Origin of the sequence: Plantactinospora siamensis, assembly GCF_042434095.1 — a bacterium.
Classification (GTDB): domain Bacteria; phylum Actinomycetota; class Actinomycetes; order Mycobacteriales; family Micromonosporaceae; genus KBS50.
In genome coordinates this window covers 294,319-319,427 of the sequence record NZ_JBHLUE010000016.1, presented here as the reverse complement: position 1 = coordinate 319,427, position 25,109 = coordinate 294,319, and the positions used below count along the sequence as shown (strand labels likewise).

The 25,109-nt window shown below is 74.3% G+C and carries 25 protein-coding genes; 19 read left to right on the top strand and 6 right to left on the bottom strand.

What is annotated here, in order from left to right; translation table 11 throughout:
• Nucleotides 1-13: 13 nt before the first annotated feature.
• The 5 genes from ACFFHU_RS18880 (at nt 14) to ACFFHU_RS18860 (ending at nt 8,781) form a co-directional block, all read left to right on the top strand.
• Nucleotides 14-892, top strand: a complete 879-nt coding sequence (locus ACFFHU_RS18880) for an RluA family pseudouridine synthase (protein ID WP_377341212.1) — start codon at nt 14-16, stop codon at nt 890-892.
• 50 nt (nt 893-942) lie between these two features.
• Nucleotides 943-2,121, top strand: coding sequence for a hypothetical protein (locus tag ACFFHU_RS18875; protein WP_377340682.1), 1,179 nt, complete (start codon nt 943-945; stop codon nt 2,119-2,121).
• 174 nt (nt 2,122-2,295) lie between these two features.
• Complete coding sequence (locus ACFFHU_RS18870; RefSeq protein WP_377340679.1) at nt 2,296-4,413, top strand: MinD/ParA family ATP-binding protein; 2,118 nt, start codon at nt 2,296-2,298, stop codon at nt 4,411-4,413.
• A 439-nt stretch (nt 4,414-4,852) separates the two neighbouring features.
• Nucleotides 4,853-8,386 carry a DNA polymerase III subunit alpha gene (dnaE, locus tag ACFFHU_RS18865; RefSeq protein WP_377340678.1) on the top strand — a complete coding sequence of 1,178 codons (3,534 nt, stop codon included), beginning with the start codon at nt 4,853-4,855 and terminating at the stop codon, nt 8,384-8,386.
• Nucleotides 8,383-8,781, top strand: a complete 399-nt coding sequence (locus ACFFHU_RS18860) for an NUDIX hydrolase (protein WP_377341211.1) — start codon at nt 8,383-8,385, stop codon at nt 8,779-8,781. The genes dnaE and ACFFHU_RS18860 overlap by 4 nt, the downstream gene beginning before the upstream one ends.
• A gap of 254 nt (nt 8,782-9,035) precedes the next feature.
• On the opposite strand, the gene ACFFHU_RS18855 is transcribed toward ACFFHU_RS18860, so the two are convergent.
• The gene (locus ACFFHU_RS18855; protein ID WP_377340676.1) at nt 9,036-9,446 is read right to left on the bottom strand and encodes a nuclear transport factor 2 family protein; all 411 of its coding nucleotides are present in this window, start codon (nt 9,444-9,446) and stop codon (nt 9,036-9,038) included.
• A 46-nt stretch (nt 9,447-9,492) separates the two neighbouring features.
• Here ACFFHU_RS18855 and ACFFHU_RS18850 point away from each other — a divergent pair, with 46 nt between their 5' ends.
• Nucleotides 9,493-10,149 carry a TetR/AcrR family transcriptional regulator gene (locus ACFFHU_RS18850; RefSeq protein ID WP_377340675.1) on the top strand — a complete coding sequence of 219 codons (657 nt, stop codon included), beginning with the start codon at nt 9,493-9,495 and terminating at the stop codon, nt 10,147-10,149.
• Between the two features lie 127 nt (nt 10,150-10,276).
• Here the strand turns inward: ACFFHU_RS18850 and ACFFHU_RS18845 are convergent, their stop codons facing one another.
• On the bottom strand, nt 10,277-11,155 hold the full coding sequence (locus tag ACFFHU_RS18845) for a hypothetical protein (RefSeq protein WP_377340673.1): 879 nt from the start codon (nt 11,153-11,155) through the stop codon (nt 10,277-10,279).
• Nucleotides 11,156-11,379: 224 nt separating this feature from the next.
• Between ACFFHU_RS18845 and ACFFHU_RS18840 the strand changes: the two genes are divergently transcribed.
• The gene (locus ACFFHU_RS18840; protein ID WP_377341210.1) at nt 11,380-12,249 is read left to right on the top strand and encodes a DUF2567 domain-containing protein; all 870 of its coding nucleotides are present in this window, start codon (nt 11,380-11,382) and stop codon (nt 12,247-12,249) included.
• 85 nt (nt 12,250-12,334) lie between these two features.
• Here ACFFHU_RS18840 and ACFFHU_RS18835 read toward each other — a convergent pair whose 3' ends face one another.
• On the bottom strand, nt 12,335-13,096 hold the full coding sequence (locus ACFFHU_RS18835) for an LON peptidase substrate-binding domain-containing protein (RefSeq protein WP_377340671.1): 762 nt from the start codon (nt 13,094-13,096) through the stop codon (nt 12,335-12,337).
• Between the two features lie 241 nt (nt 13,097-13,337).
• Here ACFFHU_RS18835 and hisD point away from each other — a divergent pair, with 241 nt between their 5' ends.
• From hisD to hisF, 11 genes are all read left to right on the top strand, one after another.
• Nucleotides 13,338-14,672 carry a histidinol dehydrogenase gene (gene hisD / locus ACFFHU_RS18830; RefSeq protein WP_377340669.1) on the top strand — a complete coding sequence of 445 codons (1,335 nt, stop codon included), beginning with the start codon at nt 13,338-13,340 and terminating at the stop codon, nt 14,670-14,672.
• Nucleotides 14,669-15,742: a histidinol-phosphate transaminase gene (locus ACFFHU_RS18825; RefSeq protein ID WP_377340667.1), complete on the top strand. Its 1,074-nt coding sequence runs from the start codon at nt 14,669-14,671 to the stop codon at nt 15,740-15,742. Before hisD ends, ACFFHU_RS18825 begins: the two co-directional genes overlap by 4 nt.
• A 219-nt stretch (nt 15,743-15,961) precedes the next feature.
• Nucleotides 15,962-16,573: an imidazoleglycerol-phosphate dehydratase HisB gene (gene hisB / locus ACFFHU_RS18820; RefSeq protein ID WP_377340664.1), complete on the top strand. Its 612-nt coding sequence runs from the start codon at nt 15,962-15,964 to the stop codon at nt 16,571-16,573.
• The gene (locus ACFFHU_RS18815) at nt 16,573-16,740 is read left to right on the top strand and encodes a CG2302 family histidine operon protein (protein WP_377340663.1); all 168 of its coding nucleotides are present in this window, start codon (nt 16,573-16,575) and stop codon (nt 16,738-16,740) included. Before hisB ends, ACFFHU_RS18815 begins: the two co-directional genes overlap by 1 nt.
• Nucleotides 16,740-17,360, top strand: coding sequence for an imidazole glycerol phosphate synthase subunit HisH (hisH, locus tag ACFFHU_RS18810; RefSeq protein ID WP_377340661.1), 621 nt, complete (start codon nt 16,740-16,742; stop codon nt 17,358-17,360). Before ACFFHU_RS18815 ends, hisH begins: the two co-directional genes overlap by 1 nt.
• Before the next feature lie 124 nt (nt 17,361-17,484).
• The gene (locus ACFFHU_RS18805) at nt 17,485-17,808 is read left to right on the top strand and encodes a hypothetical protein (RefSeq protein ID WP_377340659.1); all 324 of its coding nucleotides are present in this window, start codon (nt 17,485-17,487) and stop codon (nt 17,806-17,808) included.
• Between the two features lie 43 nt (nt 17,809-17,851).
• On the top strand, nt 17,852-18,574 hold the full coding sequence (priA, locus tag ACFFHU_RS18800; RefSeq protein ID WP_377340657.1) for a bifunctional 1-(5-phosphoribosyl)-5-((5-phosphoribosylamino)methylideneamino)imidazole-4-carboxamide isomerase/phosphoribosylanthranilate isomerase PriA: 723 nt from the start codon (nt 17,852-17,854) through the stop codon (nt 18,572-18,574).
• An 88-nt stretch (nt 18,575-18,662) separates the two neighbouring features.
• Complete coding sequence (locus ACFFHU_RS18795) at nt 18,663-19,109, top strand: MarR family winged helix-turn-helix transcriptional regulator (RefSeq protein ID WP_377340654.1); 447 nt, start codon at nt 18,663-18,665, stop codon at nt 19,107-19,109.
• A gap of 1 nt (nt 19,110) precedes the next feature.
• The gene (locus ACFFHU_RS18790; RefSeq protein ID WP_377340652.1) at nt 19,111-19,536 is read left to right on the top strand and encodes an organic hydroperoxide resistance protein; all 426 of its coding nucleotides are present in this window, start codon (nt 19,111-19,113) and stop codon (nt 19,534-19,536) included.
• Nucleotides 19,533-20,534 carry an NADP-dependent oxidoreductase gene (locus ACFFHU_RS18785; RefSeq protein ID WP_377340651.1) on the top strand — a complete coding sequence of 334 codons (1,002 nt, stop codon included), beginning with the start codon at nt 19,533-19,535 and terminating at the stop codon, nt 20,532-20,534. Before ACFFHU_RS18790 ends, ACFFHU_RS18785 begins: the two co-directional genes overlap by 4 nt.
• Nucleotides 20,535-20,622: 88 nt before the next feature.
• The gene (hisF, locus tag ACFFHU_RS18780) at nt 20,623-21,474 is read left to right on the top strand and encodes an imidazole glycerol phosphate synthase subunit HisF (RefSeq protein ID WP_377340649.1); all 852 of its coding nucleotides are present in this window, start codon (nt 20,623-20,625) and stop codon (nt 21,472-21,474) included.
• Nucleotides 21,475-21,494: 20 nt separating this feature from the next.
• Here the strand turns inward: hisF and ACFFHU_RS18775 are convergent, their stop codons facing one another.
• Together ACFFHU_RS18775 and yczE are read right to left on the bottom strand one after the other, a co-directional pair.
• The gene (locus ACFFHU_RS18775) at nt 21,495-21,959 is read right to left on the bottom strand and encodes a hypothetical protein (protein ID WP_377340648.1); all 465 of its coding nucleotides are present in this window, start codon (nt 21,957-21,959) and stop codon (nt 21,495-21,497) included.
• Nucleotides 21,960-22,000: 41 nt separating this feature from the next.
• Nucleotides 22,001-22,669, bottom strand: a complete 669-nt coding sequence (gene yczE / locus ACFFHU_RS18770; RefSeq protein ID WP_377340647.1) for a membrane protein YczE — start codon at nt 22,667-22,669, stop codon at nt 22,001-22,003.
• A gap of 58 nt (nt 22,670-22,727) precedes the next feature.
• Here yczE and yczR point away from each other — a divergent pair, with 58 nt between their 5' ends.
• A complete protein-coding gene (gene yczR, locus ACFFHU_RS18765) occupies nt 22,728-24,185 on the top strand; it encodes a MocR-like transcription factor YczR (protein ID WP_377340645.1) in 1,458 nt (485 codons plus the stop codon).
• 16 nt (nt 24,186-24,201) lie between these two features.
• Here the strand turns inward: yczR and ACFFHU_RS18760 are convergent, their stop codons facing one another.
• Nucleotides 24,202-25,038, bottom strand: a complete 837-nt coding sequence (locus ACFFHU_RS18760) for an ATP-binding protein (protein ID WP_377340643.1) — start codon at nt 25,036-25,038, stop codon at nt 24,202-24,204.
• Nucleotides 25,039-25,109 lie beyond the last annotated feature (71 nt).

Sequence of the window (25,109 nt, the reverse complement as noted above, 5' to 3'; positions counted from 1 at the left end):
CGGCCTGCACGGGATGCGGCTGGACCAGGCCGTCTCCCGGCTGTTCGGGCTTTCCCGGACGGCCGCCGCGGCGCTGGTGGAGGCCGGCGACGCCCGGGTCGACGGCACAGCCCGGCCCAAGTCCGACAAGGTGTCGGCCGGCTCCTGGCTGGAGGTCACGCTGCCGGCCCCGGCGGCCGCGCCCGCGGTCGTCCCGGCCGCGGTCCCCGGCCTGCGGGTCGTGTACGCCGACGAGGACATCGTGGTGGTCGACAAGCCGGTGGGGGTGGCCGCGCACCCCAGCCCCGGCTGGACCGGGCCTACCGTGATCGGCGGTCTCGCGGCCATGGGTCACACCATCGCCACCAGCGGCGCGGCCGAACGGCAGGGCGTGGTGCACCGGCTCGACGTGGGCACCACCGGTCTGATGGCGGTCGCCAAGAGCGAGCTGGCATACACCGTCCTCAAGCGGGCCTTCAAGGAGCGCGAGGTCGACAAGCAGTACCACGCCGTGGTGCAGGGCCACCTGGACCCGCTGCGCGGCACCATCGACGCGCCGATCGACCGGCACCCGCACCACGACTACCGGTGGGCGGTGGTCTCCGGCGGCAAGCCGAGCATCACCCACTACGACACCATCGAGGCGTTCCCGTCGGCGAGCCTGGTCGACGTCCGGCTGGAGACGGGGCGTACGCACCAGATCCGGGTGCACTTCTCCACCCTGCGGCATCCGTGTGTCGGAGATCTGACGTACGGCGCCGATCCGACCCTCTCCGCACGGCTGGGGCTCGCCCGCCAGTGGCTGCACGCCCGGGCGCTGAGCTTCCTACACCCCCGAACGGCGGAGCCGGTGCGCTTCGTCAGCGACTACCCTGACGACCTGGAGCGGGCACTCGCCGTCCTGCGCGACTGACTGTGCGTGACGGACGAGCCTGCCCGGGAACCAGGAGGGAGTTGTCGCCCGTGCGTCCCGGCGAGCTGCTGCGACGGCTGGACCGACGGGTGCTGCCCGCCCTCGTCCGGATGGTCGGCGACCTGGGGCAGGGGCGGTCGGGTCCGCGGGTGGTCACCGGCAGCGCGCTGCTGTCGGTGGTGGCCGTGCTGCTCACCGCCGTCCTCGTGGTGGGCCGGCCCGCGAGCGCGCCGCCCATGGCGGCCGGACCGCCGCGGATCGGCGTCAGCCAGGGCGAGTCGGTGCCCGGCTATGTCGAGACCAGCCGCGCCCGGCTGTCCGGCCTGCTCGACCCGGCCAGCGCCACCGTCGAGACGTATGCGCTGGTCACCCTGGCCGGATACGTGGCGCCGGACCGGCTCGCGCCGGCGTTGGGCGGCTCCGGGGTGGCCGCGGTGTTCGGTCGGGTGCCGCTGCCCGGCGTGCCGACCGCGCCGGTCCGCATCCCGGCCCGGCGGATTCCCGCCGACGTCTACGCCGGCATGATCGAAGTGGCCCGGGTCCGGGCCGCGGTGGCCGGCGACTACCGACGCCAGGCCGCCGCCGTGCTCGGCGACGGCGCCGCGGAGCGCTCGCTGCGCCAGCGGCTGCGGGGCCAGGCCGAGGCGGCCGCGGCCGAGGCGGCCGCGTACCGGTCCGGCTGTGGCTGCCTGTACGCGGCCGTGGTCCGGGCCACCCCCGTGGCGTTGGAGCGGGTGGCCGCCCGGCCGGAGGTGCGGGCCGTCGACCCGGCGCCGGCGGTGAGCCGGCCGGAGGACGCGGTGTTCACACCCCCGCTGCCCGAGCAGCGCGGTCTGGTCACCGCCACGGACCCGATGTCGATACCGCCGACGGACCCGGTCAGCGGCGGCGCGTCCCCGCCGGCCGGATCCGGGTCGGCCGTCCCGGCGCCGGCCGCGTCCGCGCCGGTCGTCCCGGTGCCGGCCGGTTCTCCGCCGGTGGTCTCCCCGCCGGTGGTCTCCCGGTCGCCGGAGGATGCTGGATCACCGTCCGCCGCGGTCCCGACGCCGGGCGGCCCGTCGCCGACGACCGCCCCGAGCCGGACGGCGGCGCCCGGCACGGGCGTACCGACATCGACGGCCGGCACCGCGACGGCATCGGATCCATCGACGGACGGCGTTGCATCCGGTGGCTCCACCGGCACCGCCCCCGCGGCGTCGGCGCCGCCCTCGGCCGATGGTGCCGGATGACCGGTTGCCATAGCCGGGAGTACCCGGGTCAAGCTACGGTGACCGCGGGTCCATCGGCGCCGCCCGCGCGGCGCCGGCACACCGACGGCGCTCCGCGTCCCCCCGGTGTGGCCCGGACGGGCTCCAGTTCGTAGCCTGTCAGGCGGGGACCGATCGCGCTGGGGAGGGCGAGCCGTGGACGGCACCGACAACGGCTGGGGCCGCCCGGCCGAGCCTGCGCCGCGCTGGCGGGCGCTGCTCGACCGGGCGCGCGGAGGCCGGTCGGCGGACCACCACGAGCCGGACGCCCGGCGGGACGAGGGCCGTGGGCCGCGCGGCCCGGGGCGGCGCGGCGACGGCGCGCCGCCGGACGCGGACCTTCCCGGCGCGGAGCCGGGCGCGCCCGGCGGCCAGGGCTGGTCGGGCGTGCCGGCGACCCGGAGCGGCTACCCGCAGCCGGGCGGCGACCGGTACGGGGTGGGTCCGGCCGGCAGCACCTTCTTCGGCGACGACGACGGCGCGGGCGGGCCCGAGCTTGTCGACCGGGCGGCCGCACGGCAGCTCAGCGAGTCGCGGTACGCGGCCCTGCGTGACCTGTCCGTCGAGGGGGAGGCCGGGACGTCCCGCTACTCGGCCCTGCAGCCCGAGGCGCCGGCGCAGAGCGCCGATTCGCGCTACGCGCTGCTCGAACCGGCGGATCCGGCGCCGGACCGTTCGTGGACCGAGCCGGCGCCGGACCGGTCGTGGACCGCGCCGGAGCCGGACCGGTCGTGGACCGCGCCGGAGCCGGACCGGTCGTGGACCGCGCCGGAGCCGGACCGATCGTGGACCGCGCCGGAGCCGGACCGGTCGTGGACCGAGCCGGCGCCGCGGGCGGAGCCGCCGCCCCCCGATCTGGACCAGCCGCCCGGCCAGGCCGACCCGGGCCGCGGATGGATGGAACCGGGCCCCGGCCGGACCGACCGGCTCGCGGCCCCGTGGGTCGAGCCGACCCCGCCGCGGGCCGCGCCGGGACCGCAGCGCCCCGCGCCGGCCGCGCCAACCCCGCCGTGGACCGAGCCGGTCGTCCGACCGCCGGATGGTCGCGGCTCGGCCCCGGCGGGCGCCGGCCGCGCCGCCGCGGCACCGCTGTCCCGGGCCGCCGGCTCCGCCGCGGCACCGCTGTCCCGGGCCGCCGGCTCCGCCGCGGTCGGCGCCGTTCCGTCCGGCACGGCCGCGGTCGGCGGCCGTTCGCCGGGTGGCGCCGTGCTCGGCGGCGTGCCGGCGGGCAGCGCCTCGGTCGGGACCGCGCCGCCGCCCGGTGCCGTGGCCGGCACGGCGCCCATCCCCGCGCCGGTGATCCCGGCGCAGCCCCGGCCGGCGCAGCCGATCCCGGCGCACTCGATCCCGGCGCCGTCCGCCCCCGCGACCCTGCCTCCCGGCCCGTCGATCCCGGCGCAGGGACGGGTCACCATCGAGCCCGGCTATCCGCGCACGGCGGCCCGCCGGCGCGGACAGGCCGACCCGGAGACCCAGCGCGCCGGCGCCATCCTCGGTCGGGACGTCGACCGGCCCCGGGTGATCGCCTTCGCCAACCCGAAGGGCGGGGTCCACAAGACCACCGCCACCGTGCTGGCGGCCGCCACCATCGGCAGCGTGCGCGGGCAGGGCGTGCTGGCCTGGGACGACAACGAGCTGCGCGGCACCCTGGGCCTGCGCGCCGGCAGCGCCCGGCACGCCCGGACGATCAAGCATCTCGTGGCCGACCTCATGATGATCGAGGCGAGTTCCGGCACCGCGCTGTACGAGCGGCTGGACGACTATCTCCGGCACGCCTCCGACGGCTCGTACGACGTGCTGGCCGGCGAGGAGAACTCCCGGTTCGCGTCCCGGCTCGACCAGCACACCGTCGGCCGGGTCCTCGACCTGCTCCGCCGCACCCACAACATCATCTGCGTGGACACCGGCAACAACGTGGAGAGCGCGAACTGGCAGACCGTGCTGCGGGCCGCCGATCAGCTGGTCATCACCACCGTGCCCCGGGAGGACGCGGCGTTCACCGCGGACTGGATGCTGGACCTGCTGCACGAGACCGGCATGGGCGCGCTCGTCGAGAACGCCGTGACGCTGCTGTCCTGCCCGACGCCCGGCCGGTCGCCGCTGCTGGACGACCTCGAGCGGCACTTCGGCACCCGGACCCGGGCCGTGGCCGTGGTCCCGTACGACCCGGCCCTGGAGACCGGCTCCTCGATCGAGTACGGGCAGCTCCAGCCGGAGACCCGGGACGCGTGGCTGCGGGCCGCCGCGGTGATGGTGGAACCCTTCGTCCGCTGACCGCGCTGGCGGCAGGATGTCGCCGCGCCGCCGGTAGGATGTCGCCGCGCCGGCGGCGGGATGTCGCCGCGCCGGCGGCGGGATGTCGCCGCGCCGGCGGCGGGATGTCGCCGCGCCGCCGGCGGGATGTCGCCGCGCCGCCGGCGGGATGTCGCCGCGCCGGCGGCGGGATGTCGCCGCGCCGCCGGCGGGATGTCGCCGCGCCGGCGGCGGGATGTCGCCGCGCCGCCGGCGGGATGTCGCCGCGCCGCCGGTAGGACGTCGCCGCGCCGGTGGCGGGATGTCGCCGCGCCGGTGGCGAAATGTCGCCGCGCCGGTGGCGAAATGTGGATCATCTCGCGTCCGCCGTGTCACCCCTGCCGGCCGGCGCGTCCGGGGACTAGGCTCGGGGACCGGCGGCGGCGGGGGGTCGGCGCCGGTGAGGTGAGGGGGGCTCCGGGTGTCTGACTCGTTCGTGCACCTACATGTGCACACCGAGTATTCGATGCTCGACGGGGCCGCCCGGCTCAAGGAGCTGTTCGCCGAGACCAATCGGCTCGGCATGCCGGCCCTGGCCATGACCGACCACGGCAACCTCTACGGGGCGTACGACTTCCACAAGCAGGCCACGGCCGCCGGGGTGAAGCCGATCATCGGTCTGGAGGCCTACCTCACGCCCGGGACGCACCGCGGCGACCGGACCCGGGTGCGGTGGGCCGACGGCGGCGAGAACGACGTCTCCGGCGGCGGCGCGTACACCCACATGACCATGCTGGCCGCGGACGCCGACGGGCTGCGCAACCTGTTCCGGCTCTCGTCCCGGTCCAGCCTGGAGGGCTTCTTCTACAAGCCGCGAGCCGACCGCGAGCTGCTGAACGAGTACGCGCGGGGGCTGATCGCCACCACCGGCTGCCCCTCGGGTGAGATCCAGACCTGGCTGCGGATCGGCAACTTCGACAAGGCGTGCGAGTCGGCCGGCGAGTTCCGGGACATCTTCGGCCCGGACAACTTCTACCTCGAGCTGATGGACCACGGGCTCGGCATCGAGACCCGGGTCCGGGAGGACCTGCTGCGGCTCGGTAAGCGGCTCAACCTCAAGCCGCTGGCGACCAACGACCTGCACTACACGTACGAGAAGGACGCCGACGCGCACGAGGTGCTGCTCTGCGTGCAGTCCGGGTCCACCATGGCCGACCCGAAGCGGTTCAAGCTCGAGGGTCGCAGCTACTACGTGAAGTCCCCGGCCGACATGCGGGCGCTGTGGGACAGCCAGGTGCCGGGCGCCTGCGACAACACCCTGGAGATCGCCGAGCGGATCGGCGACTACTCCGAGGTGTTCGCCTCCCGCAAGCTGATGCCGCAGTTCCCGGTGCCGGCCGGCGAGACCGAGGAGTCCTGGCTGCGCAAGGAGGTGCTGCGCGGGCTGGACCACCGGTTCCCCGGCGGCGTGCCGGAGGACCGGCGGGTGCAGGCCGAGTACGAGCTGGACGTCATCCTCAAGATGGGCTTTCCCGGCTACTTCCTGGTCACCGCCGACCTGGTCGCGTATGCCAAGCGGGAGGGCATCCGGGTCGGTCCGGGCCGCGGTTCGGCGGCCGGGTCGCTCATCGCGTACGCCCTCGGCATCACCGAGCTGGACCCGATGTCGCACGGCCTGCTGTTCGAGCGCTTCCTCAACCCCGACCGCATCTCGATGCCCGACATCGACATGGACTTCGACGAGCGTCGGCGCGGGGACATGATCCGGTACGCCACCGAGCGCTACGGCGACGACCGGGTCTCGCAGATCATCACGTACGGCACGATCAAGGCGAAGGCCGCGATCAAGGACGCGGCCCGGGTGCTCGGCTACCCGTTCGCGATGGGCGACCGGATCACCAAGGCCATGCCGCCGGCTGTGATGGGCAAGGACATCCCGCTGGGCGGCATCTTCGACCCGAAGCACCCGCGCTACCCGGAGGCGGTCGAGTTCCGGCAGCTCTACGAGTCGGACGGGGAAGTCCAGAAGATCGTCGACACCGCCAAGGGCCTGGAGGGCCTCAAGCGGCAGTGGGGCGTGCACGCGGCCGGCGTGATCCTGTCCCGGGACCCGCTGATCGACGTCCTGCCGATTCACAAGCGCGAGCAGGACGGCGCGATCATCACCCAGTGGGACATGGGCGCGTGCGAGACCATCGGCCTGCTCAAGATGGACTTCCTGGGCCTGCGCAACCTCACGATCATGGACGACTGCCTGGACTCCATCAAGGAGAACCGGGGCGTCGAGCTGGTCCTCGAACAGCTGCCGCTGGACGACAAGCCGGCCTACCAGCTGCTGGCCCGCGGCGACACGCTGGGAGTGTTCCAGCTCGACGGCGGCCCGATGCGCTCGCTGCTGCGCTCGATGATCCCGGACAACTTCGAGGACATCTCCGCGGTGCTGGCGCTGTACCGGCCCGGTCCGATGGGCGCCAACGCGCACAACGAGTACGCCGACCGCAAGAACGGCCGCAAGCCGGTGGTGCCGATCCACCCGGAGCTGGCCGAGAAGCTCGAGGACATCCTGGGCGACACCTACGGGCTGATCGTCTATCAGGAACAGGTCATGGCGATCGCCCAGCAGCTCGCGGGCTACACGCTGGGCGCCGCGGACCTGCTGCGCCGGGCGATGGGCAAGAAGAAGAAGGAGATCCTCGACAAGGAGTACGTGCCCTTCTCCGAGGGCATGAAGGCCAACGGCTACTCCGACGCCGCCATCAAGACGCTGTGGGACATCCTGGTCCCGTTCTCCGACTACGCCTTCAACAAGGCGCACACCGCCGGGTACGGGCTGGTGTCGTACTGGACGGCGTACCTCAAGGCCAACTACCCGGCCGAATACATGGCCGCGCTGCTCACCTCGGTGGGCGACGACAAGGACAAGTCGGCGGTCTACCTGGCCGAGTGCCGGCGCATGGGCATCAAGGTGCTGCCGCCGGACGTCAACGAGTCCAACGCCCGGTTCGCCGCGGTCGGTGACGACATCCGGTTCGGCCTGGCGGCGGTCCGCAACGTCGGCACCAACGTGGTCGAGTCGATCCGCCGCAGCCGGCAGGAGAAGGGCGCGTTCACCGACTTCTACGACTACCTGCGCAAGGTCGACGCGGTGGCCTGCAACAAGAAGACCATCGAATCCCTGATCAAGGCCGGCGCGTTCGACTCGCTGGGGCACAGCCGCAAGGGCCTGCTGGCCATCCACGTGGACGCCATCGACTCGTTCCTGGACATCAAGCGCAACGAGGCGGTCGGCCAGTACGACCTGTTCGGCGCCGCGTTCGGCGGTGATGACGCCGACGGCGGCGGGATGGTGGTGACGCCGACCATCCCCGAGGGCGAGTGGGACAAGGCCGACCTGCTCAGCTTCGAGCGCGAGATGCTCGGCCTGTACGTCTCGGACCATCCGCTGTTCGGCGTGGAGCACGTCCTCTCCGCGGCGGCCGACATGTCGATCCCCGCCCTCTTCGAGGAGGGGAGGGTCAACGACGGCCAGGTGGTCACGCTGGCCGGGATCCTCTCCGGAGTGCAGCGCCGGATCACCAAGCAGGGCCGGGCCTGGGCCTCGGCCAGCCTGGAGGACCTGGGCGGCGCCGTCGAGGTGCTGTTCTTTCCCAACACGTACGAGGTGGTCGGGCAGTACATCGCCGAGGACGCCATCGTGGTGGTCAAGGGCCGGGTGGACCGGCGGGACGACCAGCCGCGGCTGATGGCCATGGACCTGTCCATCCCGGACATCACCGCCGCCGACGAGGTGAAGCCGGTGGTGCTGGCCCTGCCGCCGTCGCGCTGCACCCCGCCGCTGGTCGAGCGGCTGCGCGAGGTGCTGATCAGCCATCCCGGATCGGCCGAGGTGCACGTCAAGCTGGTCAACGGGTCCCGGGCCACGCTGCTGCGGCTCGGACCCACCCGGGTGGCGCCGACCACCGCGCTGATGGCCGACCTCAAGGCCCTGCTCGGCCCCAGCGCCGTCGCCGGCTGAGCATGATCGACAAGGTCGCCTGGATCCTTCTGGTCGACGGGGCGGTTCTCAGTACCCGCAGCCGCGGCCGGGACGTGTGGTACCTGCCCGGGGGCAAGCGGGAGCCCGGCGAGTCGGATGGGGAAACCCTCGTCCGGGAGGTCCGCGAGGAGCTGACCGTCGATATCGTCCCGGACACCGCCCGGCACCTCGGCACCTTCACGGCGCCGGCGCACGGACAGCCGCCCGGCACCATGGTGCGAATGGCCTGCTACACGGCCGACCATCGGGGGCAGCCGGCGCCGGACAACGAGATCGAGGAGATCGGCTGGCTCACGCTCGCCGACCGCGACCGGGTGTCAGCCGTGGATCAACTGGTCTTCGCCCACCTACGCGACGCCGGGCTGCTGCGCTGACCACTGGACCACTGGCCCTGACCGCCGGCCGGCCTGACCGCTGGACCACTGGCCCTGGCCGGCGGCCGGCCTGACCGCTGGACCACCGGCCTGACCGCTGGTCCTGGCCGGCGGCCGGCTTGACCGCTGGACCACCGGCCTGACCGCCGGACCCCTGGCCCCTGGCCCCTGGCCGCTGGCCGGCTGACCGTCGGACCACCGGCCGACTGATCGACGGGGCAAAGTCGTCCCGGCGGACGCCGACCGGACGGGCCTCACCCGGTTGGCTGCGAGACGGCCGCGGCGATCGCGGCGTGGTCCTGGTATTCCCGCCAGTGTGCGATCCGGCCGTCGCGCATCCGGAGCACCCCGATGAACGGGGCGGACGCCGTCACCCCGGTGCCGGTGTGGGTGCCGACGAGCTCGTACTCCACGACGATCACCTCCGGATCGGTGGTCTCGTGGATCATGACGTGGCGGCAGTCGTCGAACCGTACCGGCAGCGCCGCCCGACCGACCTCGGCCCGGGCGACGTTGGCCGCGCGTCCCACGAGTCGTCGCGGCCGGCCCGGCGGGGCGAAGGGGGTCTCCACCACGACGTCCTCGGCCATCAGGTCACCGTCGAACGTCGGGGTGTTGGACAACCACTGCGCGCGCATCCGGTGGAAGGCCTCGGTCGGCGTCATCGTTCCGCACCTCCGCTAAAATGAGTGGGCACTCAAGATAGGACTGATGATGAGTCACGACTCACCTTCTGCGCAAGGGGCCGGCACCGGAACGGCACCCGGCTCGTCTCGTCCGCTACGGGCCGACGCCCAGCGCAACCGTGACCGGATCCTGGACGCCGCCGAACAGGTCTTCGCCGAGCACGGCCGGTCGGCGTCCACGGAGGAGGTGGCGGCCCGGGCCGGGGTGGCCATCGGGACGGTGTTCCGGCACTTCCCGACCAAGGACGAACTGCTGCGGGCCATCATGAAGCGCCTGCTGGGCCGGGTGACGGCGGAGATCGTCGCCCTGGCCCGCGGTGGCGACCCGGGCACCGCGCTGTTTGAGGTCTTCACCCGGCTCGTGGACGAGGCGGCGGAGAAGAAGTCCGTGGTCGACCTGCTCGACGTCGGCCCAGCCGGCGACGGCGTTGAACATCCCGCCGGCGGGCAGGTCCTCGGCGCGCTGGAACTCTTCACGGCGGCGGTCGGGGAACTGGTCCGGCAGGGCCAGCGGGCCGGCGCGGTCGATCCGGCGGTGGCGCCCGCCGCGGTGATGGCCCTGCTGACCAGCACGTGTCAGGGGGCGCTGCGGGGCGGTTGGGACAGCGATCTCAGGCGGCGCACGCTCGCGATCATCTTCGCGGGTCTGCGTACGCACGCTGCCGAACGCGATACCCGGTAGCCGCGCGGCGGGCGCCGTACCGGCGCGTCGGTCGTCGCGGTCGGCTCCCGGCCGGCCGTCGCCGCGTCCGCGCCGAGGTGGCCTGCCGGGTGGTCCTCGACCGAAGACGGCCGTGCACGGGGTGTGTCTACTCGTGGAGGACGTCGCCGATCGTTGTGGCGGTGCCGGCGCGGAGCAGCCACGTCTCGATCTGGGCCAGGTCGGTGCAGCCACGGATCCGGTCCTGGGCCTCGTCGGGAACGGCCACGCCACGCCCTTCGAGCACCATCAGAACCGCTCGTGCCTCGCCTCGTGCCTCGCCCTCGGCCCGGCCGAGGTTCACGTAGTGCTTGGCGAACTCGCTGCGGAACTCGTGGTCGGCCGTGGTGGTCATGAACGTCTCCCAACGTTTCCGGGCCGCCACCGGCAGCCCGGCCACTACAACTTCATAATAGAGGACCGCCCGGCTCGGACCGAGCGATCGCAGTGCCTCCACCAGCGCCGGAAAGGTGGATTCCAGGTCGGCGTGGTCGCTGTGGCAGATCGCCGAGAGCACTGCCAGGGCCGGGTTGGCGCGGGCCAGCGCCGCGTCCACTACCAGTGGCACGTCATTGGGCGTGAAGATGAACGGTCGGAGCGACAGGCTCAACCCGTCGAACTCGAACAGACCGCGATAACGTCGAGCCACCGTGGGACTGGGGCAATAGACCAGTAGGGCGGCATCGACATCGAGTTCGGCCTCGAGTTGGGCCACGTACAGCTTCCAGATGCGCCGCTTGGTGATGTCCCAGCCGCGTTGCACCTCGAGCACGCTCGCGAGCAGTGGCTGGTCGGCGGCGTCGCAGAAGAGCAGCATGCCGTCCGCGTGATAGGTCCGCGGGACCAGAACGCGGACGTCCGTTGAATGGGTGCGCGCATGGTGGTAGTCGGGAACCTTCACATCGAAGACATTCGTCAGCAGCCAGGCCAGCATGCCCGGATCCAGTTTGGCCAGCGCCACCGGAGACTCATGTTCCGCACTCGGCATGATCGGAACGTAGTGACAGTGTCACGTGTGGTGCTGGAGGTGAGTTCCGGCGCGTTCTGTGTGCCGCGTCACGTACCGCTGCCGGTACCGGCCTCCGGCCGGGTGGGTCCGCCTGAGAGGATCACCGGGTGAGTGGTGCCGCCGCGGATCAGCCCAGGCGAGACGAGACCGGGCACGCCGGGCCCGACGAGCAGTCACGACCCGCCGTCGCCGGGCCGTCGTCGATGGGCGGGAGCGGAGCGTCGCCAAGCGCCGGTACGGACGGCGGAACGCACCCGATGGGGAGCGAGCCGGACGGCGGGACGTACCCGATGGGGTCGGGCGTCCGATGGGCGCGGCCGCGGCGGCCCGGACGGATGCTCGCGGTGGCCATCGCCGTGGTGGTCGCCGTGACCGCTCTCGGCGCGCCGCTGGGGCTGCTCTGGCGGGCCCTCGCTCCCGGCGTCGCCGTGCTGAAGACGGCCGACGGCGCCGTGGCGGCGAAGCCCGAGCCGGAGGAGTTCATCGCGGCGGACGGCTGGTTCAGCCTGCTGGGCCTCGGGTTCGGGGTCCTCCTCGCGATCGCCGCGTGGCTCGTGCTGCGCCGGCTGCGCGGCCCGGTGACGCTGGTGGCGCTGGGGTTGGGCGGCATCGGCGCGGCGGCCGTGGCGTGGCGGCTGGGCCGGTGGATCGGACTGGCCGACTTCCGGCGCCTGGTGGAGTCGGCGCCGGTGGGCCAGGTGTTCAGCAAGCCGCCGGATCTGCGCGCCGGCGGCGTCGACTGGGTGCTGGGTGGAGCGCTCCCGGTGCCGCACGGTGACCTGCTGCTGCCCGCGCTGGGCGCCGTGATCACCTACACGTTGCTGTCCGGATGGAGCCGCTGGCCATCCCTGCGACCCGAGCCGGAGCCGGAGTCGTACGCCGGCTCGGAACTCGGCGCCGGCTGGGAGCCCGACGCTGCCGCACGACCTGGCACCGCCGCACGACCTGGCACCGCCGCACGGCCGGGCACCGCCGCACGGCCTGGCGCCGCCGCGGAGCCTGGCGCCGGCCCGGAGCCTGGCGTTGCCCAGGAGCCCGGCGGCGGACCGGAGCCGGATTCTCGGGCGTCATGATCGATGCGGGACAATGGTGGAACCCTTCGGCGTGTCCGTACCGAAATCCCGCAATGATCACGACCGATCCCGGGCGACGTGAGCTTTAGTTCGGGCCGCCGGGCTGGGCCAGCTCGGTGAGCGGCACCGGCACGGCGCGAACCTCGCGCAGCAGCGCGGACTCCCGGTTGAGCAGCCGGAGCTCGGCGCGGAGCCGTTCGGTGGTGTCCGGCAGGGCCAGCAGGCGCTGGCGGTCCGCGATGGTCAGCGCCGCGGTGGCGGCGACCAGGTGTGACAGCACCGTTGGGTCCTCCGGCAACTGCTCGGTGACCTCCTCGGGATCCTGCCGGATCAGCCCGAGGTACTGCCGGAACACCGCGAGCACCCGGGGCGCCAGCAGGTCGGCGGCCTCAGCCGACCCGGGGGGCTCCGGCAGCCATTCCACCCGGGCGCAGAGGTACGGCTCGGAGTCGGCGTCCACCTCGAGCAGGCGGAACCGCCGCCGGCCGACGGTGACCAGGTCGAACCGCCCGTCGGGCAGCTCGGTCACCTGGCGCAGCTCGGCTGTGCACCCGACGTCGTGAAGGCTGACGGCGCCCGCGCTGCTTCCGCCGCCCGCGCTGACTCCGCTGCCCTCGCCGGGGGTGTCCCCGGGGCCGCCGGCCGGAGCGGGCCCGGCCGGCCGCGCGGCGCCGACCTCCCAACCGCTGCGAATGGCCAGCACCCCGAACTCGCGGGGCGCGTCGGCAGGCAGCTCGAGCAGGTGCCGGACGAGGGCCCGGTAGCGCTGCTCGAAGATGTGCAACGGCAGGACCAGGCCGGGAAAGAGCACGGTCCCGAGCGGAAACAGCGGCAACCGGGTACTCACCGGTCGAGCCTAGCCCGGATCCCGACCATCCGGATTTCGATCTTGCGACCCGAGTCGGGCCGGACCAGCCCACCGGCTGGTCGGGCCCGCTGGGTTTTCGGGCCGGTCGGCTGCTGCGACCGCCGGTAGGCGGCCGGACCGAGCGGGTGAGACCGTCCGGGCCGGCCGACGTGGGCCGGCTCACGGTCCGCGGTGTGGACCGATCCGGTACGCCGCCGGCGCGCCGCCTAGACTTGCACGGGTGTTGAACCGGATCGACCTGCGTGGTGGCTCGCGTGATCCGCGCGAGTTGCTGCCCCGTGCCCAGCTGGACGTCTCGGTGGCGGTGGAGCAGATCCGCCCCCTGGTCGAGGCGGTCCGGGAGCATGGGTTCGCGGCGATCCGCGAGGCCACCGAGCGGTTCGACGGGGTCCGGCTGGAACGGCTGCGGGTCCCGGCCGAGGCGCTCGTCGCGGCCGAGCGGCGGCTCGACCCGGAGGTCCGGGCGGCGCTGACCGAGTCGATCGACCGGGCCCGCCGGGTGCACGCCGACCAGCGGCGCACCGACCACACCACCACGGTGACGCCGGGTGGCACCGTCACCGAGCGCTGGGTGCCGGTCGAGCGGGTCGGGCTGTACGTCCCCGGCGGCCTCGCGATGTACCCGTCGACCGTGGTGATGAACGTCGTGCCGGCCCAGGCGGCCGGGGTCTCCGCGCTGGTGGTGGCCAGCCCGCCGCAGCGGGAAAACGGCGGTCTGCCCGACGACCGGGTGCTCGCCGCCTGCGCCCTGCTGGGCGTCGACGAGGTCTACGCGGCCGGTGGCGCGCAGGCCGTGGCGATGCTCGGCTACGGGTCCACCACCGACGCGGCCGGGGTCGAGCCTCGGTGCGCGCCGGTGGACATGATCACCGGTCCGGGCAACATCTGGGTCACCGCGGCCAAGCGGCTGCTGCGCGGGCTCGTGGGCATCGACGCCGAGGCCGGCCCCACCGAGATCGCCGTGCTGGCCGACGACACGGCCGACCCGGTGCACGTGGCCGCCGACCTGATCAGCCAGGCCGAGCACGACCCGCTGGCGGCGAGCATCCTGGTCACCCCGGATGAGGGCCTGCTCGAGGCCGTGCAGGCCGAGTTGGTCCGGCAGGTGGCCCTCACGAAGCACAGCGAGCGGATCACCACGGCGCTGACCGGCCAGCAGAGCGGGGCCGTGCTGGTCGACGACCTGGCCGCCGGGCTGCGGGTGGTCGACGCGTACGCGGCGGAGCACCTGGAGATCCAGACCCGGGACGCCCGGGAGTGGGCGCTGCGGGTCCGCAACGCCGGGGCGATCTTCATCGGGCCGTACGCGCCGGTGTCGCTCGGGGACTACTGCGCCGGCTCCAACCACGTGCTGCCGACCGGTGGGTGCGCCCGGCACTCCTCGGGGCTGTCCGTCCAGTCGTTCCTGCGCGGCATCCACCTGATCGAGTACGACGAGGCCGCGCTGCGCGAGGTGGCGCCGCACGTGCGCACCCTCGCCACCGTGGAGGACCTGCCGGCGCACGGCGAGGCCGTCCGGGCCAGGTTCCCGGGCGGGCCGGGGGAGACCGCGTGACGGGCCTGGACGACCTGCCGCTGCGGGACGACCTGCGCGGCCGGGTTCCGTACGGGGCGCCGCAGCTCGACGTTGCCGTGCGGCTCAACACCAACGAGAACTCGTACCCGGTGCCGGAGCCGGTGGTGGAGGCGATCGCCAAGGCGGTCGCGGCCGAGCTGCGTGACCTCAACCGCTATCCGGACCGGGACGCGCTCGCGCTGCGCGCCGACCTGGCCGACTACCTCGGCCACGGGCTCGGGGTGCCCAACGTGTGGGCGGCCAACGGGTCCAACGAGGTCCAGCAGCAGCTGCTGCAGGCGTTCGGCGGGCCGGGCCGGACGGCGCTGGGCTTCACCCCGGCATACTCCATGCACCCGCTGCTGGCGCTCGGCACCGGCACCGGCTGGCGGGACGGCCGGCGCGGCGCCGACTTCGGGCTCACCGCGGCCGACGCCGCGGCGCAGGTCCGCGAGCACCGCCCGGACGTGGTGATCCTCTGCTCGCCGAACAACCCCACCGGCACGGCGCTGGGCCTCGACGTGGTGACCGCGGTGCTGGCCGAGGCGCCCGGGATGGTGCTGGTGGACGAGGCGTACGCGGAGTTCGCCCGGCCCGGCACCCCCAGCGCGCTGTCGCTGCTGCCCGGCCACCCGCGGCTGGTGGTGACCCGCACGATGAGCAAGGCGTTCGGCTTCGCCGGCGGCCGGCTCGGCTATCTTGCCGCGGATCCGGCCGTGGTCGACGCCGTGCAGCTGGTCCGGCTGCCCTACCATCTTTCGGCGCTCACCCAGGCGGCCGCGCGGGCGGCGCTGGCGCACCGGGACGCGCTGCTGGCCACGGTCGAGGTGGTCAAGACCTCCCGGGACCGGATCGTCGCCGAGCTGCGCGCCCGCGGGCACGCCGTGGCCGACAGCGACGCGAACTTCGTGCTGTTCTCCGTCCCCGGCGACCAGCGGACCGCCTGGCAGACCCTGCTCGACCGCGGCGTGCTGGTGCGCGACGTGGGCCTGCCGGGCTGGCTCCGGGTGACCGCCGGCACCCCCGCCGAAACCGACGCCTTCCTCGCCGCCATGGAGCCGCTCCGGTGAGCGCGAGGACGCGCGTTCCGGGGTCGGTCCGCGTGGGACGCGCCGACGCCGGAATGCGCGCATGGCCGGGTTTGCCAGCCCCGCAGTCGCGAACGAAAGGTTCGCTCCGGTGAGCGCGAGGACGCGCGTTCCGGGGTCGGTCCGCGTGGGACGCGCCGACGCCGGAATGCGCGCATGGCCGGGTTTGCCGGCCCCGCAGTCGCGAACGAAAGGTGTGCCATGAGTAGGACCGCCCGGGTCGAACGGGTCACCACCGAGACCAAGGTGCTGGTCGAGCTTGGGCTGGACGGCACGGGCCGAGCCGAGATCGGCACGGGGGTCGGGTTCTACGACCACATGCTCAACCAGATTGCCCGGCACGGCGGCTTCGACCTCACCGTGCGGACGGTCGGCGACCTGGAGATCGACGCGCATCACACGATCGAGGACACCTCCATCGCCCTGGGCGCGGCGCTGGCGGAGGCGCTGGGCGACAAGGCGGGCATCCGCCGGTACGGCTCGGCCACCATCCCGATGGACGAGGTGCTGGCCCGGGCGTCGGTCGACCTGTCCGGCCGGGCGTACGTGGTGCACGACGAGCCGGCGCTGCCGCCGTACATCGGGCCGGTCTACCCGACGAGCATGACCCGGCACATCTGGGAGTCGTTCGGCCAGGCGGCGCGGATGACGCTGCACGTCGAGGTGCTGCGGGCGGCCCGGCCGGGCGGCCACCCGGACGCGCACCACGTGGTGGAGGCCCAGTTCAAGGCCGTGGCCCGGGCGCTGCGCGAGGCGGTCTCGATCGATCCGCGCGCGGCCGGCGCGGTCCCCAGCACGAAGGGCGCCCTCTAATGGGGACGATCCTCGTCGTGGCGCTGTTCGCGCTGGCCGGGGCGCTGCTCGGCGGCGCGGTGTCCATGCACCGGCAGGGCGCCGGGAAGGGCGCCGTGGCGCTGGTGTCGGTGCTCGCGCTGCTGGCCACGGCCGGCGGTCTCACCTGGCTGTTCGGGGAGAGCTGATGGCCCGGGTGGTGGTGCTCGACTACGGGTCGGGCAACCTGCGCTCGGCCGAACGCGCCGTGCAACGGGCCGGCGCCGAGGTGACCGTCACGGCCGATCTCGCGGCCGCGGCCGGCGCCGACGGCCTGGTGGTGCCGGGTGTCGGGGCGTACGCGGCGTGCATGGCCGGGATCGACGCCGTCGGCGCCGGCCCGGTGATCGCCGAACGCGTGGCGGCCGGCCGGCCGGTGCTCGGCATCTGCGTGGGCATGCAGGTGCTCTTCGAGTACGGCGAGGAGCACGGCGTGGTCACGAAGGGGCTCGGCCTGCTGCCGGGTGGGGTGTCCCGGCTGCCCGCGCGCCGGCTGCCGCACATGGGCTGGAACACCGTCGAGGCGCCCGCGGGGTCGCGGTTGTTCGCCGGGCTGCCGGCCGGGAGCCGGTTCTACTTCGTCCACTCGTACGGGGTGTCCGAGCCGGCGCCGCTGGTCGGGACCGGCGCCCGGGTGACGATGACCACCCACGAGACGCCGTTCGTGGCGGCCGTGGAACGCGGGGCGCTGTGCGCCACCCAGTTCCACCCGGAGAAGTCCGGCGACGGCGGCGCGCTGCTGCTGCGCAACTGGCTGGGCACGCTGTGACCCGCCGGGTGCTCGCGAGCGCGGCCGACATCCCCGCCGCGTCCGACGTCGCGGGCGCGTCCGACGGCGCCGGCGCGTCCGCCGGCGCGGCCTCGCTCGGCGGCGCCGCGTCGGGGCGTACCGGATGAGCAAGGAACGCGCCCGGCGGCGCGCGGCCCGGCAGGCGGAGCTGGACCGGCAGCGGGCGGTGGCCGCGCGGCGGGCGGCCCGGCGCCGGCGGACGCACGGGGTGCTGCGCCGGCTCGCGCCGCGGCTGCCGGACCGGCGCACCGGCCGGCTGCGCCGGCTCACCCGGTCGCAGCGCAGCGGCATCACCGTGGTGGCCATGGCCACGCCCACCCTGGTCTGGTTGCTCGTGGACGACCTGGCGCTGCGGGTGGTGCTCAGCCTGGTGCTGCTGCTCGCCCTGCCGGTGCTGGTCGCGCTGACCCTGGACCGACGTACCTGATCCGATTTTGACCCTGATCCAATCCCGACGGGAGCCTTGAGAGTTGAGCCTCACCCTCCTTCCCGCCGTCGACGTGGCCGACGGCCGGGCGGTCCGCCTGGTGCAGGGCGCGGCCGGCAGCGAGACCAGCTACGGCGATCCGCTGGAGGCCGCGCTGGCCTGGCAGCGGGACGGCGCCTCCTGGATCCACCTCGTGGACCTGGACGCGGCGTTCGGCCGGGGATCCAACGCCGACCTGCTGGCCGAGGTGGTCCGGCAGCTGGACGTGTCCGTGGAGCTGTCCGGCGGCATCCGGGACGACGAGTCGTTGGCCGCGGCGCTGGGCACCGGGGCGGCGCGGGTGAACATCGGCACCGCGGCGCTGGAGAACCCGGCCTGGTGCGACCGGGTGGCGGGGGAGTACGGCGACCGGGTGGCGATCGGGCTGGACGTGCGCGGCCGTACCCTGTCGGCCCGGGGCTGGACCCGGGACGGCGGCGACCTCTACGAGGTGCTGGGACGGCTCAACAAGGCCGGCGCGGCCCGATACGTCGTGACCGACATCACCAAGGACGGCACCATGCGGGGCCCGAACCTGGACCTGCTGCGCGAGGTCTGTGGCCGGACCGACGCGCCGGTGATCGCCTCCGGCGGCGTGTCGACACTCGACGACCTGCGCGCGCTGGCCACGCTCGAACCCCTCGGCCTGGAGGGCGTGATCGCCGGCAAGGCGCTGTACGCGGGCGCGTTCACCGTCCGGGACGCGCTGGCCGTGCTCGGCGGGTGACCGGCGGCGATCGGCGCCGGCTCGATCGTGGGTTTGGTCACGCCCGATTAAGTTGTGCGCAATTTAGTTGCGGGCTAGCGTCGGTCGGGTGAGTGATCTGGAGCTGCGGCGGCAGGTGTGCTTCGCGCTCTATGCCGCCTCCCGAGCCGTCACCGACGTGTACCGACCGCTGCTGGACGAGCTGGGCCTGACGTACCCGCAGTATCTGGTGCTGCTGGTGCTGTGGGAGCGCGACCCGGCCACGCCGACCGTCAAGGAGCTCGGCGCCGCGCTCGAACTCGACTCGGGCACGCTGTCCCCGCTGCTCAAGCGGCTGGCCGCGGCGGGCCTGGTCAACCGGCGCCGGTCGGCGCGGGACGAGCGGGTCGTCGAGATCGAGCTGACCACGGCCGGCCGCGCGGTGCGGGACCGGGTCGCCGAGGTGCCCCGGCGGGTCGCCGCGGCCACCGGGCTGACCGAGGCCGAGCTGGTGGCGCTGCGGGACACGCTCACCCGGATCACCGCGACCGTGCACCAACAGCAGAGGGGGAACTGAGATGCAGACGCTATACACCGCCCAGGCGCTCGCCACGGGCGAGGGTCGGGACGGCCACGTGACCACCTCGGACGGCACGCTCGACCTGGACCTCGCGGTGCCCAAGGAGATGGGCGGCGCCGGTGGCGCGACCAACCCCGAGCAGCTGTTCGCGGCCGGCTACGCCGCGTGCTTCCACTCCGCGCTGCGGGTGGTGGCCCGGCGGGCCAAGGCCGACGTCGCCGATTCCACCGTCGAGGCGCGGGTGGGCATCGGGCCGAACGGCAGCGGCGGGTACGGCCTGGCCGTCACGCTGGTGGTGAGCCTGCCGGCCGTCGAGCCGGAGGCGGCCCGGCAGCTCGTGGACCAGGCGCACCAGGTGTGCCCGTACTCCAACGCCACCCGAGGCAACATCGACGTCACGCTCACCGTGGAGGGAGCCCGATGACCGACACCGGACGCGAGATCCACCTGGCCAGCCGCCCCGAGGGGTGGCCGAGCGCCGAGAACTTCCGCCTGGTCGAGGCGCCGGTTCCGACGCCCGGACCGGGTCAGGTGCTGGTCCGCAACACGCTCATGTCCGTCGACCCGTACATGCGGGGGCGGATGAACGACGCCAAGTCCTACGTCCCGCCCTTCCGGCTCGACGCGCCGCTCGAAGGCGGCGCCCTCGGCGAGGTGGTGGCCAGCGAGGCCGACGGGTTCGCCCCCGGGGACACCGTGCTGCACGGGCTCGGCTGGCGCGAGTACGCCCTGCTGGACGCGGGCGCCGGCCGGAAGGTCGACCCGACCATCGCGCCGGTCAACACGTACCTCAGCGTGCTCGGGCTGACCGGCCAGACCGCGTACGCGGGCCTGCTCGAGGTCGCGGCCATGCGCCCGGGCGACACGGTGTTCGTCTCGGCCGCGGCCGGCGCGGTGGGCAGCCTGGTGGGACAGATCGCCAAGCTGAAGGGCGCGGCCCGGGTGATCGGCAGCGCCGGCTCGCCGGCCAAGGTCAAGCGGCTCGGTGAGCTCGGCTTCGACGCGGCGTTCGACTACCACGACGGCCCGGTGCGGGAGTCGCTGCGGGCCGCCGCGCCCGACGGCATCGACGTCTACTTCGACAACGTCGGCGGCGACCACCTGGAGGCGGCGATCTCGGCCTTCAACGTGCACGGCCGGGCCGCGATCTGCGGCATGATCGCGCAGTACAACAGCGCCGAGCCGCCGGCCGCGCCGCGCAACCTGGCACAGGTGGTCGGCAAGCGGCTCACGCTGCGCGGCTTCCTGGTCAACGACCACAACGACCTGCGGGACCGGTTTGTGGCCGACATGTCGGGCTGGCTCCGCGACGGGGCCATCCGGTACGACGAGACGGTGGTGGACGGCATCGAGCGGGCGCCCGAGGCGTTCCTCGGCCTGCTGCGCGGCGAGAACCTGGGCAAGATGCTGGTCCGGCTGTAAGGAAGGGCCCCTTGTTATCGCTTTCTGTATAGCCGGGGCCCCCTGTTAACCCTCGGTCCCGTCCCCGGCGCCGGATAGGCTCGGCCGCATGACGCTGGCGGTGCGGGTGATTCCCTGTCTCGACGTGGATGCGGGCCGGGTGGTCAAGGGGGTCAACTTCCAGGATCTGCGCGACGCGGGCGATCCGGTGGAGTTGGCCGCCGCGTACGACGCCGCGGGGGCGGACGAGCTGACCTTCCTGGACGTCACGGCGTCCGCGGACGAGCGGCGGACCACCCTCGAGGTGGTCCGCCGCACGGCCGAGTCGGTCTTCATCCCGTTGACCGTGGGCGGCGGGGTGCGCTCGGTGGCCGACGTGGACGCCCTGTTGCGGGCCGGCGCCGACAAGGTGGGGGTGAACACCGCCGCCATCGTCCGGCCGGAGCTGATCGCCGAGATCGCCGAGCGGTTCGGCCGGCAGGTGCTGGTGCTCTCCCTTGACGTACGGCGGACCACGGCCGCGGCGCGGGAGGCCGCGGCCACGGGCCTGCCCACCGACAGCACGGCCGGGGACGACCTCGACGCCGCCCCGGCGCTCGGCGCTGGGGCTCCGGCCAGCGGGTTCGAGGTGACCACGCACGGGGGCCGGCGCGGCACCGGCATCGACGCGGTGGCCTGGGCGCGCCGCGCGGCGGAACTGGGCGCCGGGGAGATCCTGCTCAACTCGATGGACGCGGACGGCACCAAGACCGGCTTCGACCTCGAGCTGATCCGGGCCGTCCGGGCGGCCGTGGACGTGCCGGTGGTGGCCAGCGGCGGGGCCGGCCGGGCCGCCGACTTCCCGCCGGCCGTGGCGGCCGGCGCCGACGCGGTGCTGGCGGCCAGCATCTTCCACTTCGGCGAGGTGGCCATCGGCGAGGTGAAGGACGTGCTGCGCGCCGCCGGCCGGCAGGTCCGATAGCGCCGGGTCGGTGGCGTGGGTCAGGCCCGGAGGTCGTCCTCGGGGGATCGGCGCGGGCTCGGGATCATCAGCCGGGCCGCCGCGTACTCCTGGACGGCCGTTGCGTGCTCCTCCTCACCCAACGCCCACTCGGCCGCGCCCGGGGCGTGCCGCTTGGTGAGCACGCCGTGCACCGTCTCCACGGCCGTGCCGAAGCCACCGCGCGGGCGGGTCCGCCACAGGTGCTCACCGGCCGGCGTGACCCGGAACCAGCCGTCGCAGACCGTGACGAGTCCTGCGCCGGCCAACCGGCGCACCGCGGCCTCGACCTCGGCCCGGCCCGGAATGGCGTTGTGCAGGTGGTCGGCCGTGGACAGCACGTCGGTGAGCCGGACCCCCTCGGGCCGGCGGCTGGTGGCGGCCCGGCGGTGCCGGCCGGCGCCACCGGCGATCACCAGCGCCACGAATATCCACGCGTCGGCCCAGCGCCACCCCGCCTCGGTCATAGCAACGATGATGCCGTGCCGAGCCCGGCGGTGGGAACGGCCTAGGGCGCAACTTTCACGGAATGTGATAGGCGGGCCGGTCGTGGCTCCCGGGCCACCGCTGGCGGCACCGTGAACAGGGGGATGAAAACGTGCGCGAGCGGCCCGATGGCCACCGCGTAGAGCACGGTGCCGACCCCCACGGTGCCACCGAGCAGGAAGCCCACGGCCAGCACCGTGACCTCGATCACCGTACGCACCAACCGGATGGACCGGCCCGGGTGGCGAGCCACGAAGCCGGTCATCAGCCCGTCCCGGGGGCCGGGGCCGAGGCGGGCTCCGATGTAGAGCCCGGTGGCCACGCCGTTGAGCACGATCCCGGCCACCAGGAAGCCGATCCTTAGCGGGAGCGGCCGGCCGGTGGGCAGCAGGGCCAGCGCCGCGTCGACGGCCAGGCCGATCACCACCACGTTGCTGATGGTGCCGAGGCCCGGACGTTGCCGAAGCGGGATCCACAGCAGCAGCACGAGCGCGCCGACGGCGATCGTCACGGTGCCGATGGTGAGACCGGTCCGCCGCGAAACCCCCTGGTGGAACACGTCCCACGGGTCGAGGCCGAGGGTGGACTCGATCATCAGCGCCATGCTCACGCCGTACAGCACCAGCCCGACGTAGAGCTGGGTCAGCCGGCGGGGCAACCGGCGGCCTCGGAGATTGCCAATCCGTTTCACGCATGCCAGTCTGAGGGCCAGTCAACGGTCGGCAAAGAGCCAATTTCGGGAGGGCGGCATGGCGGTGCTGGTTCGGGGCCAGCAACTGGCCCGGCTGCTGGGGCAGTGGCACGCGTTGCCGGGCCCGCGGCGACAGCCGGACTACGGCGCGCTGGCCGGCGCCGTCCGTGGCCTGCTTGCCGACGGCCGGCTGCCGCTCGGGGCACGGTTGCCGGCCGAGCGCGACCTGGCCGAGGCCCTGGCCATCAGCCGCACCACCGTCACGGCCGCCTATCGGGAACTGCGCGACAGCGGTCACCTGGCAAGCCGGCGCGGCGCCGGCAGCTGGACCCGGCTGCCGGCCGGGCACCGGGTGGCCAGCTCGGGTCTGTGGACGCCGCAGGACGACCTCGACATGATCGACCTCGGCTGCGCGGCGCTCTCGGCCCCGGCCGAGCTGGTGGCGGCCGCCCGGGCCGCGGCCGAGGACCTGCCGCGCTATCTCGGCGGCGCCGGCTACCACCCGACCGGGGTGGCGGAGCTGCGCGAGGCCGTGGCCGCGGCGTACGTCGCGCGCGGCCTGCCGACCTGCGCCGACCAGATCATGATCACCAGCGGTACGCAGCAGGCGCTCGACCTGGTGCTGCGGCTCGGCGTACCGGTCGGGGAGCGGGTCCTCGTCGAGTCCCCCACGTACCCGAACGCGCTGGCCGCCCTGGCCGCGCGCCGGGCCCGGATCACCACGCACGGGCTCGGCGCCGCCGATCCGGGCTGGGACGCGGACCTGCTGCTCGGCACCCTGCGCCAGGTCCGGCCGCGACTGGCGTACGTGATCCCCGACTTCCAGAATCCCACCGGTCACCTCATGCCGGTGGACCTGCGTGAACGGCTGGTGGCGACCGCGCACGCCGCCGGCGCGGACCTGGTGGTGGACGAGTCGTTCGTCGATCTGCCGCTGGACGGCGCCGCGGTGCCGCCGCCGGTGGCCGCCTTCGACCGGCACGCCCGGGTGGTGTCGATCGGCGGCATGAGCAAGCCCTACTGGGGCGGCCTGCGCATCGGCTGGGTCCGGGCCGCGGCGCCGCAGGTGCAGCGGCTGGCCGCGGTCCGGGTCGGGGTCGACATGGCCAGCCCGGTGCTGGATCAACTCGTCGCGGTGCGCCTGCTGGCCGACCGGCGGCGGATCGTGGCGGCCCGGCTGGCCCAGCTCACGGCGCAGCGGGACGCGCTGCTCGCCGCGCTGGCCGCCGAGTTGCCGGATTGGCGGGTCACCGTGCCGCACGGCGGGGTCACGCTGTGGGCCGAGCTGGATGGCCCGGTGTCCAGCGCGCTCGCCCGGGCCTGCGAGGAGGTCGGGGTGCGGCTCGCGCCGGGGCCGCGGTTCGGCCTCGACGGCACGCTCGAGCGCTTCCTCCGGCTGCCGTTCACGCTGCCGCCGGCCGACCTGCGCGAGGCCGTCCGCCGGATCGCCGCCGTACGGTACGGGCTGGAGCGGCCCAACCGGACGGTCTGGCGCGAGCCGGCCATCATCGCCTGAGCTGCGCCGGGCGGGATCAGGCGAGCCGGAGCCGGCCGGCGACCGGGCGGGGCCGGGACAGCCAGGCGGGCGACCGCCACCGGCGCAGGCGGCGCAGCCGGGCCAGCACGACCCGCCGGGGGCGGGGGACCGGCACGCTCGCCCAGACGATCTTCCCGTCGGAGGCGGGCAGCACGCCGAACCCGGCGGCGGACCGGGCCACCAGGTCCAGGCCGCGGCCGCGCTCGGCCAGGGCCAGCCCGGCCGGCTGCCGCCGGTCGACCGTGGGCAGCTGCTGGCTCCGGTCGCCCACCGCGATCCGCAGCCGCCCGCGGTACTGCGAGACGGTGACGTCGATCTCGGTCCGGGCGTGTTCGGCCGCGTTCGCCACCAGCTCCGAGACGACCAGCTGGCCGTTGTCGGCGCCGGCCTCGACGCCCCACCGCCGGCAGCACTCCCGGACCAGCCGGCGGGCCGCGCCGGCCGCGTCGGGGCTGGCCGGCATCCGCAGGTGCGCGCGCCGCACGCCGGGCGGGCACGGGTACGGCGGAAGCGCGGTCAACGCGTCGGCGAGGCTGGGATAGGCGCGCACCCGGCGGGCCGGGAAGCGGCGGAGCAGTTGGCGCAGCACCGGCACGGAACCGCAGATCACCATGGCCATCCCCCGTCTACGCGCGTACGTGTTGACCACGAGGACGGGCAGCACGGCCGGCAGCAGCGTCCGGCGGGACGACCCGGTGCAGTCGAGCACCAGGTACGGCGGCCGGTGCACCATGCAGCGGGCCACGGCCCGCCGCAGCAGGTGCGCCTGGACCACGTTCGCCCCGCCGGCCAGGCTTATCACCAGGGCGCCGGTCTGCACGTGTGCTGACACCCTGGCTGTCATCGCCGGTCGCCCCCCTCGTGTCGCGGCGGCGGCCCGAGTACCCGGGCGCCGCCGCAACG

Coding starts and splice junctions, on each gene's coding strand:
- ACFFHU_RS18880 (WP_377341212.1), top strand. CDS start 14: ATGCGGCTGGACCAGGCCGTCTCCCGGCTGTTCGGGCTTTCCCGGACG.
- ACFFHU_RS18855 (WP_377340676.1), bottom strand. CDS start 9,446: ATGACGCCGACCGAGGCCTTCCACCGGATGCGCGCGCAGTGGTTGTCC.
- ACFFHU_RS18850 (WP_377340675.1), top strand. CDS start 9,493: ATGATGAGTCACGACTCACCTTCTGCGCAAGGGGCCGGCACCGGAACG.
- ACFFHU_RS18845 (WP_377340673.1), bottom strand. CDS start 11,155: ATGCCGAGTGCGGAACATGAGTCTCCGGTGGCGCTGGCCAAACTGGAT.
- ACFFHU_RS18840 (WP_377341210.1), top strand. CDS start 11,380: ATGGGCGGGAGCGGAGCGTCGCCAAGCGCCGGTACGGACGGCGGAACG.
- hisB (WP_377340664.1), top strand. CDS start 15,962: ATGAGTAGGACCGCCCGGGTCGAACGGGTCACCACCGAGACCAAGGTG.
- ACFFHU_RS18815 (WP_377340663.1), top strand. CDS start 16,573: ATGGGGACGATCCTCGTCGTGGCGCTGTTCGCGCTGGCCGGGGCGCTG.
- hisH (WP_377340661.1), top strand. CDS start 16,740: ATGGCCCGGGTGGTGGTGCTCGACTACGGGTCGGGCAACCTGCGCTCG.
- ACFFHU_RS18805 (WP_377340659.1), top strand. CDS start 17,485: ATGAGCAAGGAACGCGCCCGGCGGCGCGCGGCCCGGCAGGCGGAGCTG.
- ACFFHU_RS18790 (WP_377340652.1), top strand. CDS start 19,111: ATGCAGACGCTATACACCGCCCAGGCGCTCGCCACGGGCGAGGGTCGG.
- ACFFHU_RS18785 (WP_377340651.1), top strand. CDS start 19,533: ATGACCGACACCGGACGCGAGATCCACCTGGCCAGCCGCCCCGAGGGG.
- hisF (WP_377340649.1), top strand. CDS start 20,623: ATGACGCTGGCGGTGCGGGTGATTCCCTGTCTCGACGTGGATGCGGGC.
- ACFFHU_RS18775 (WP_377340648.1), bottom strand. CDS start 21,959: ATGACCGAGGCGGGGTGGCGCTGGGCCGACGCGTGGATATTCGTGGCG.
- yczR (WP_377340645.1), top strand. CDS start 22,728: ATGGCGGTGCTGGTTCGGGGCCAGCAACTGGCCCGGCTGCTGGGGCAG.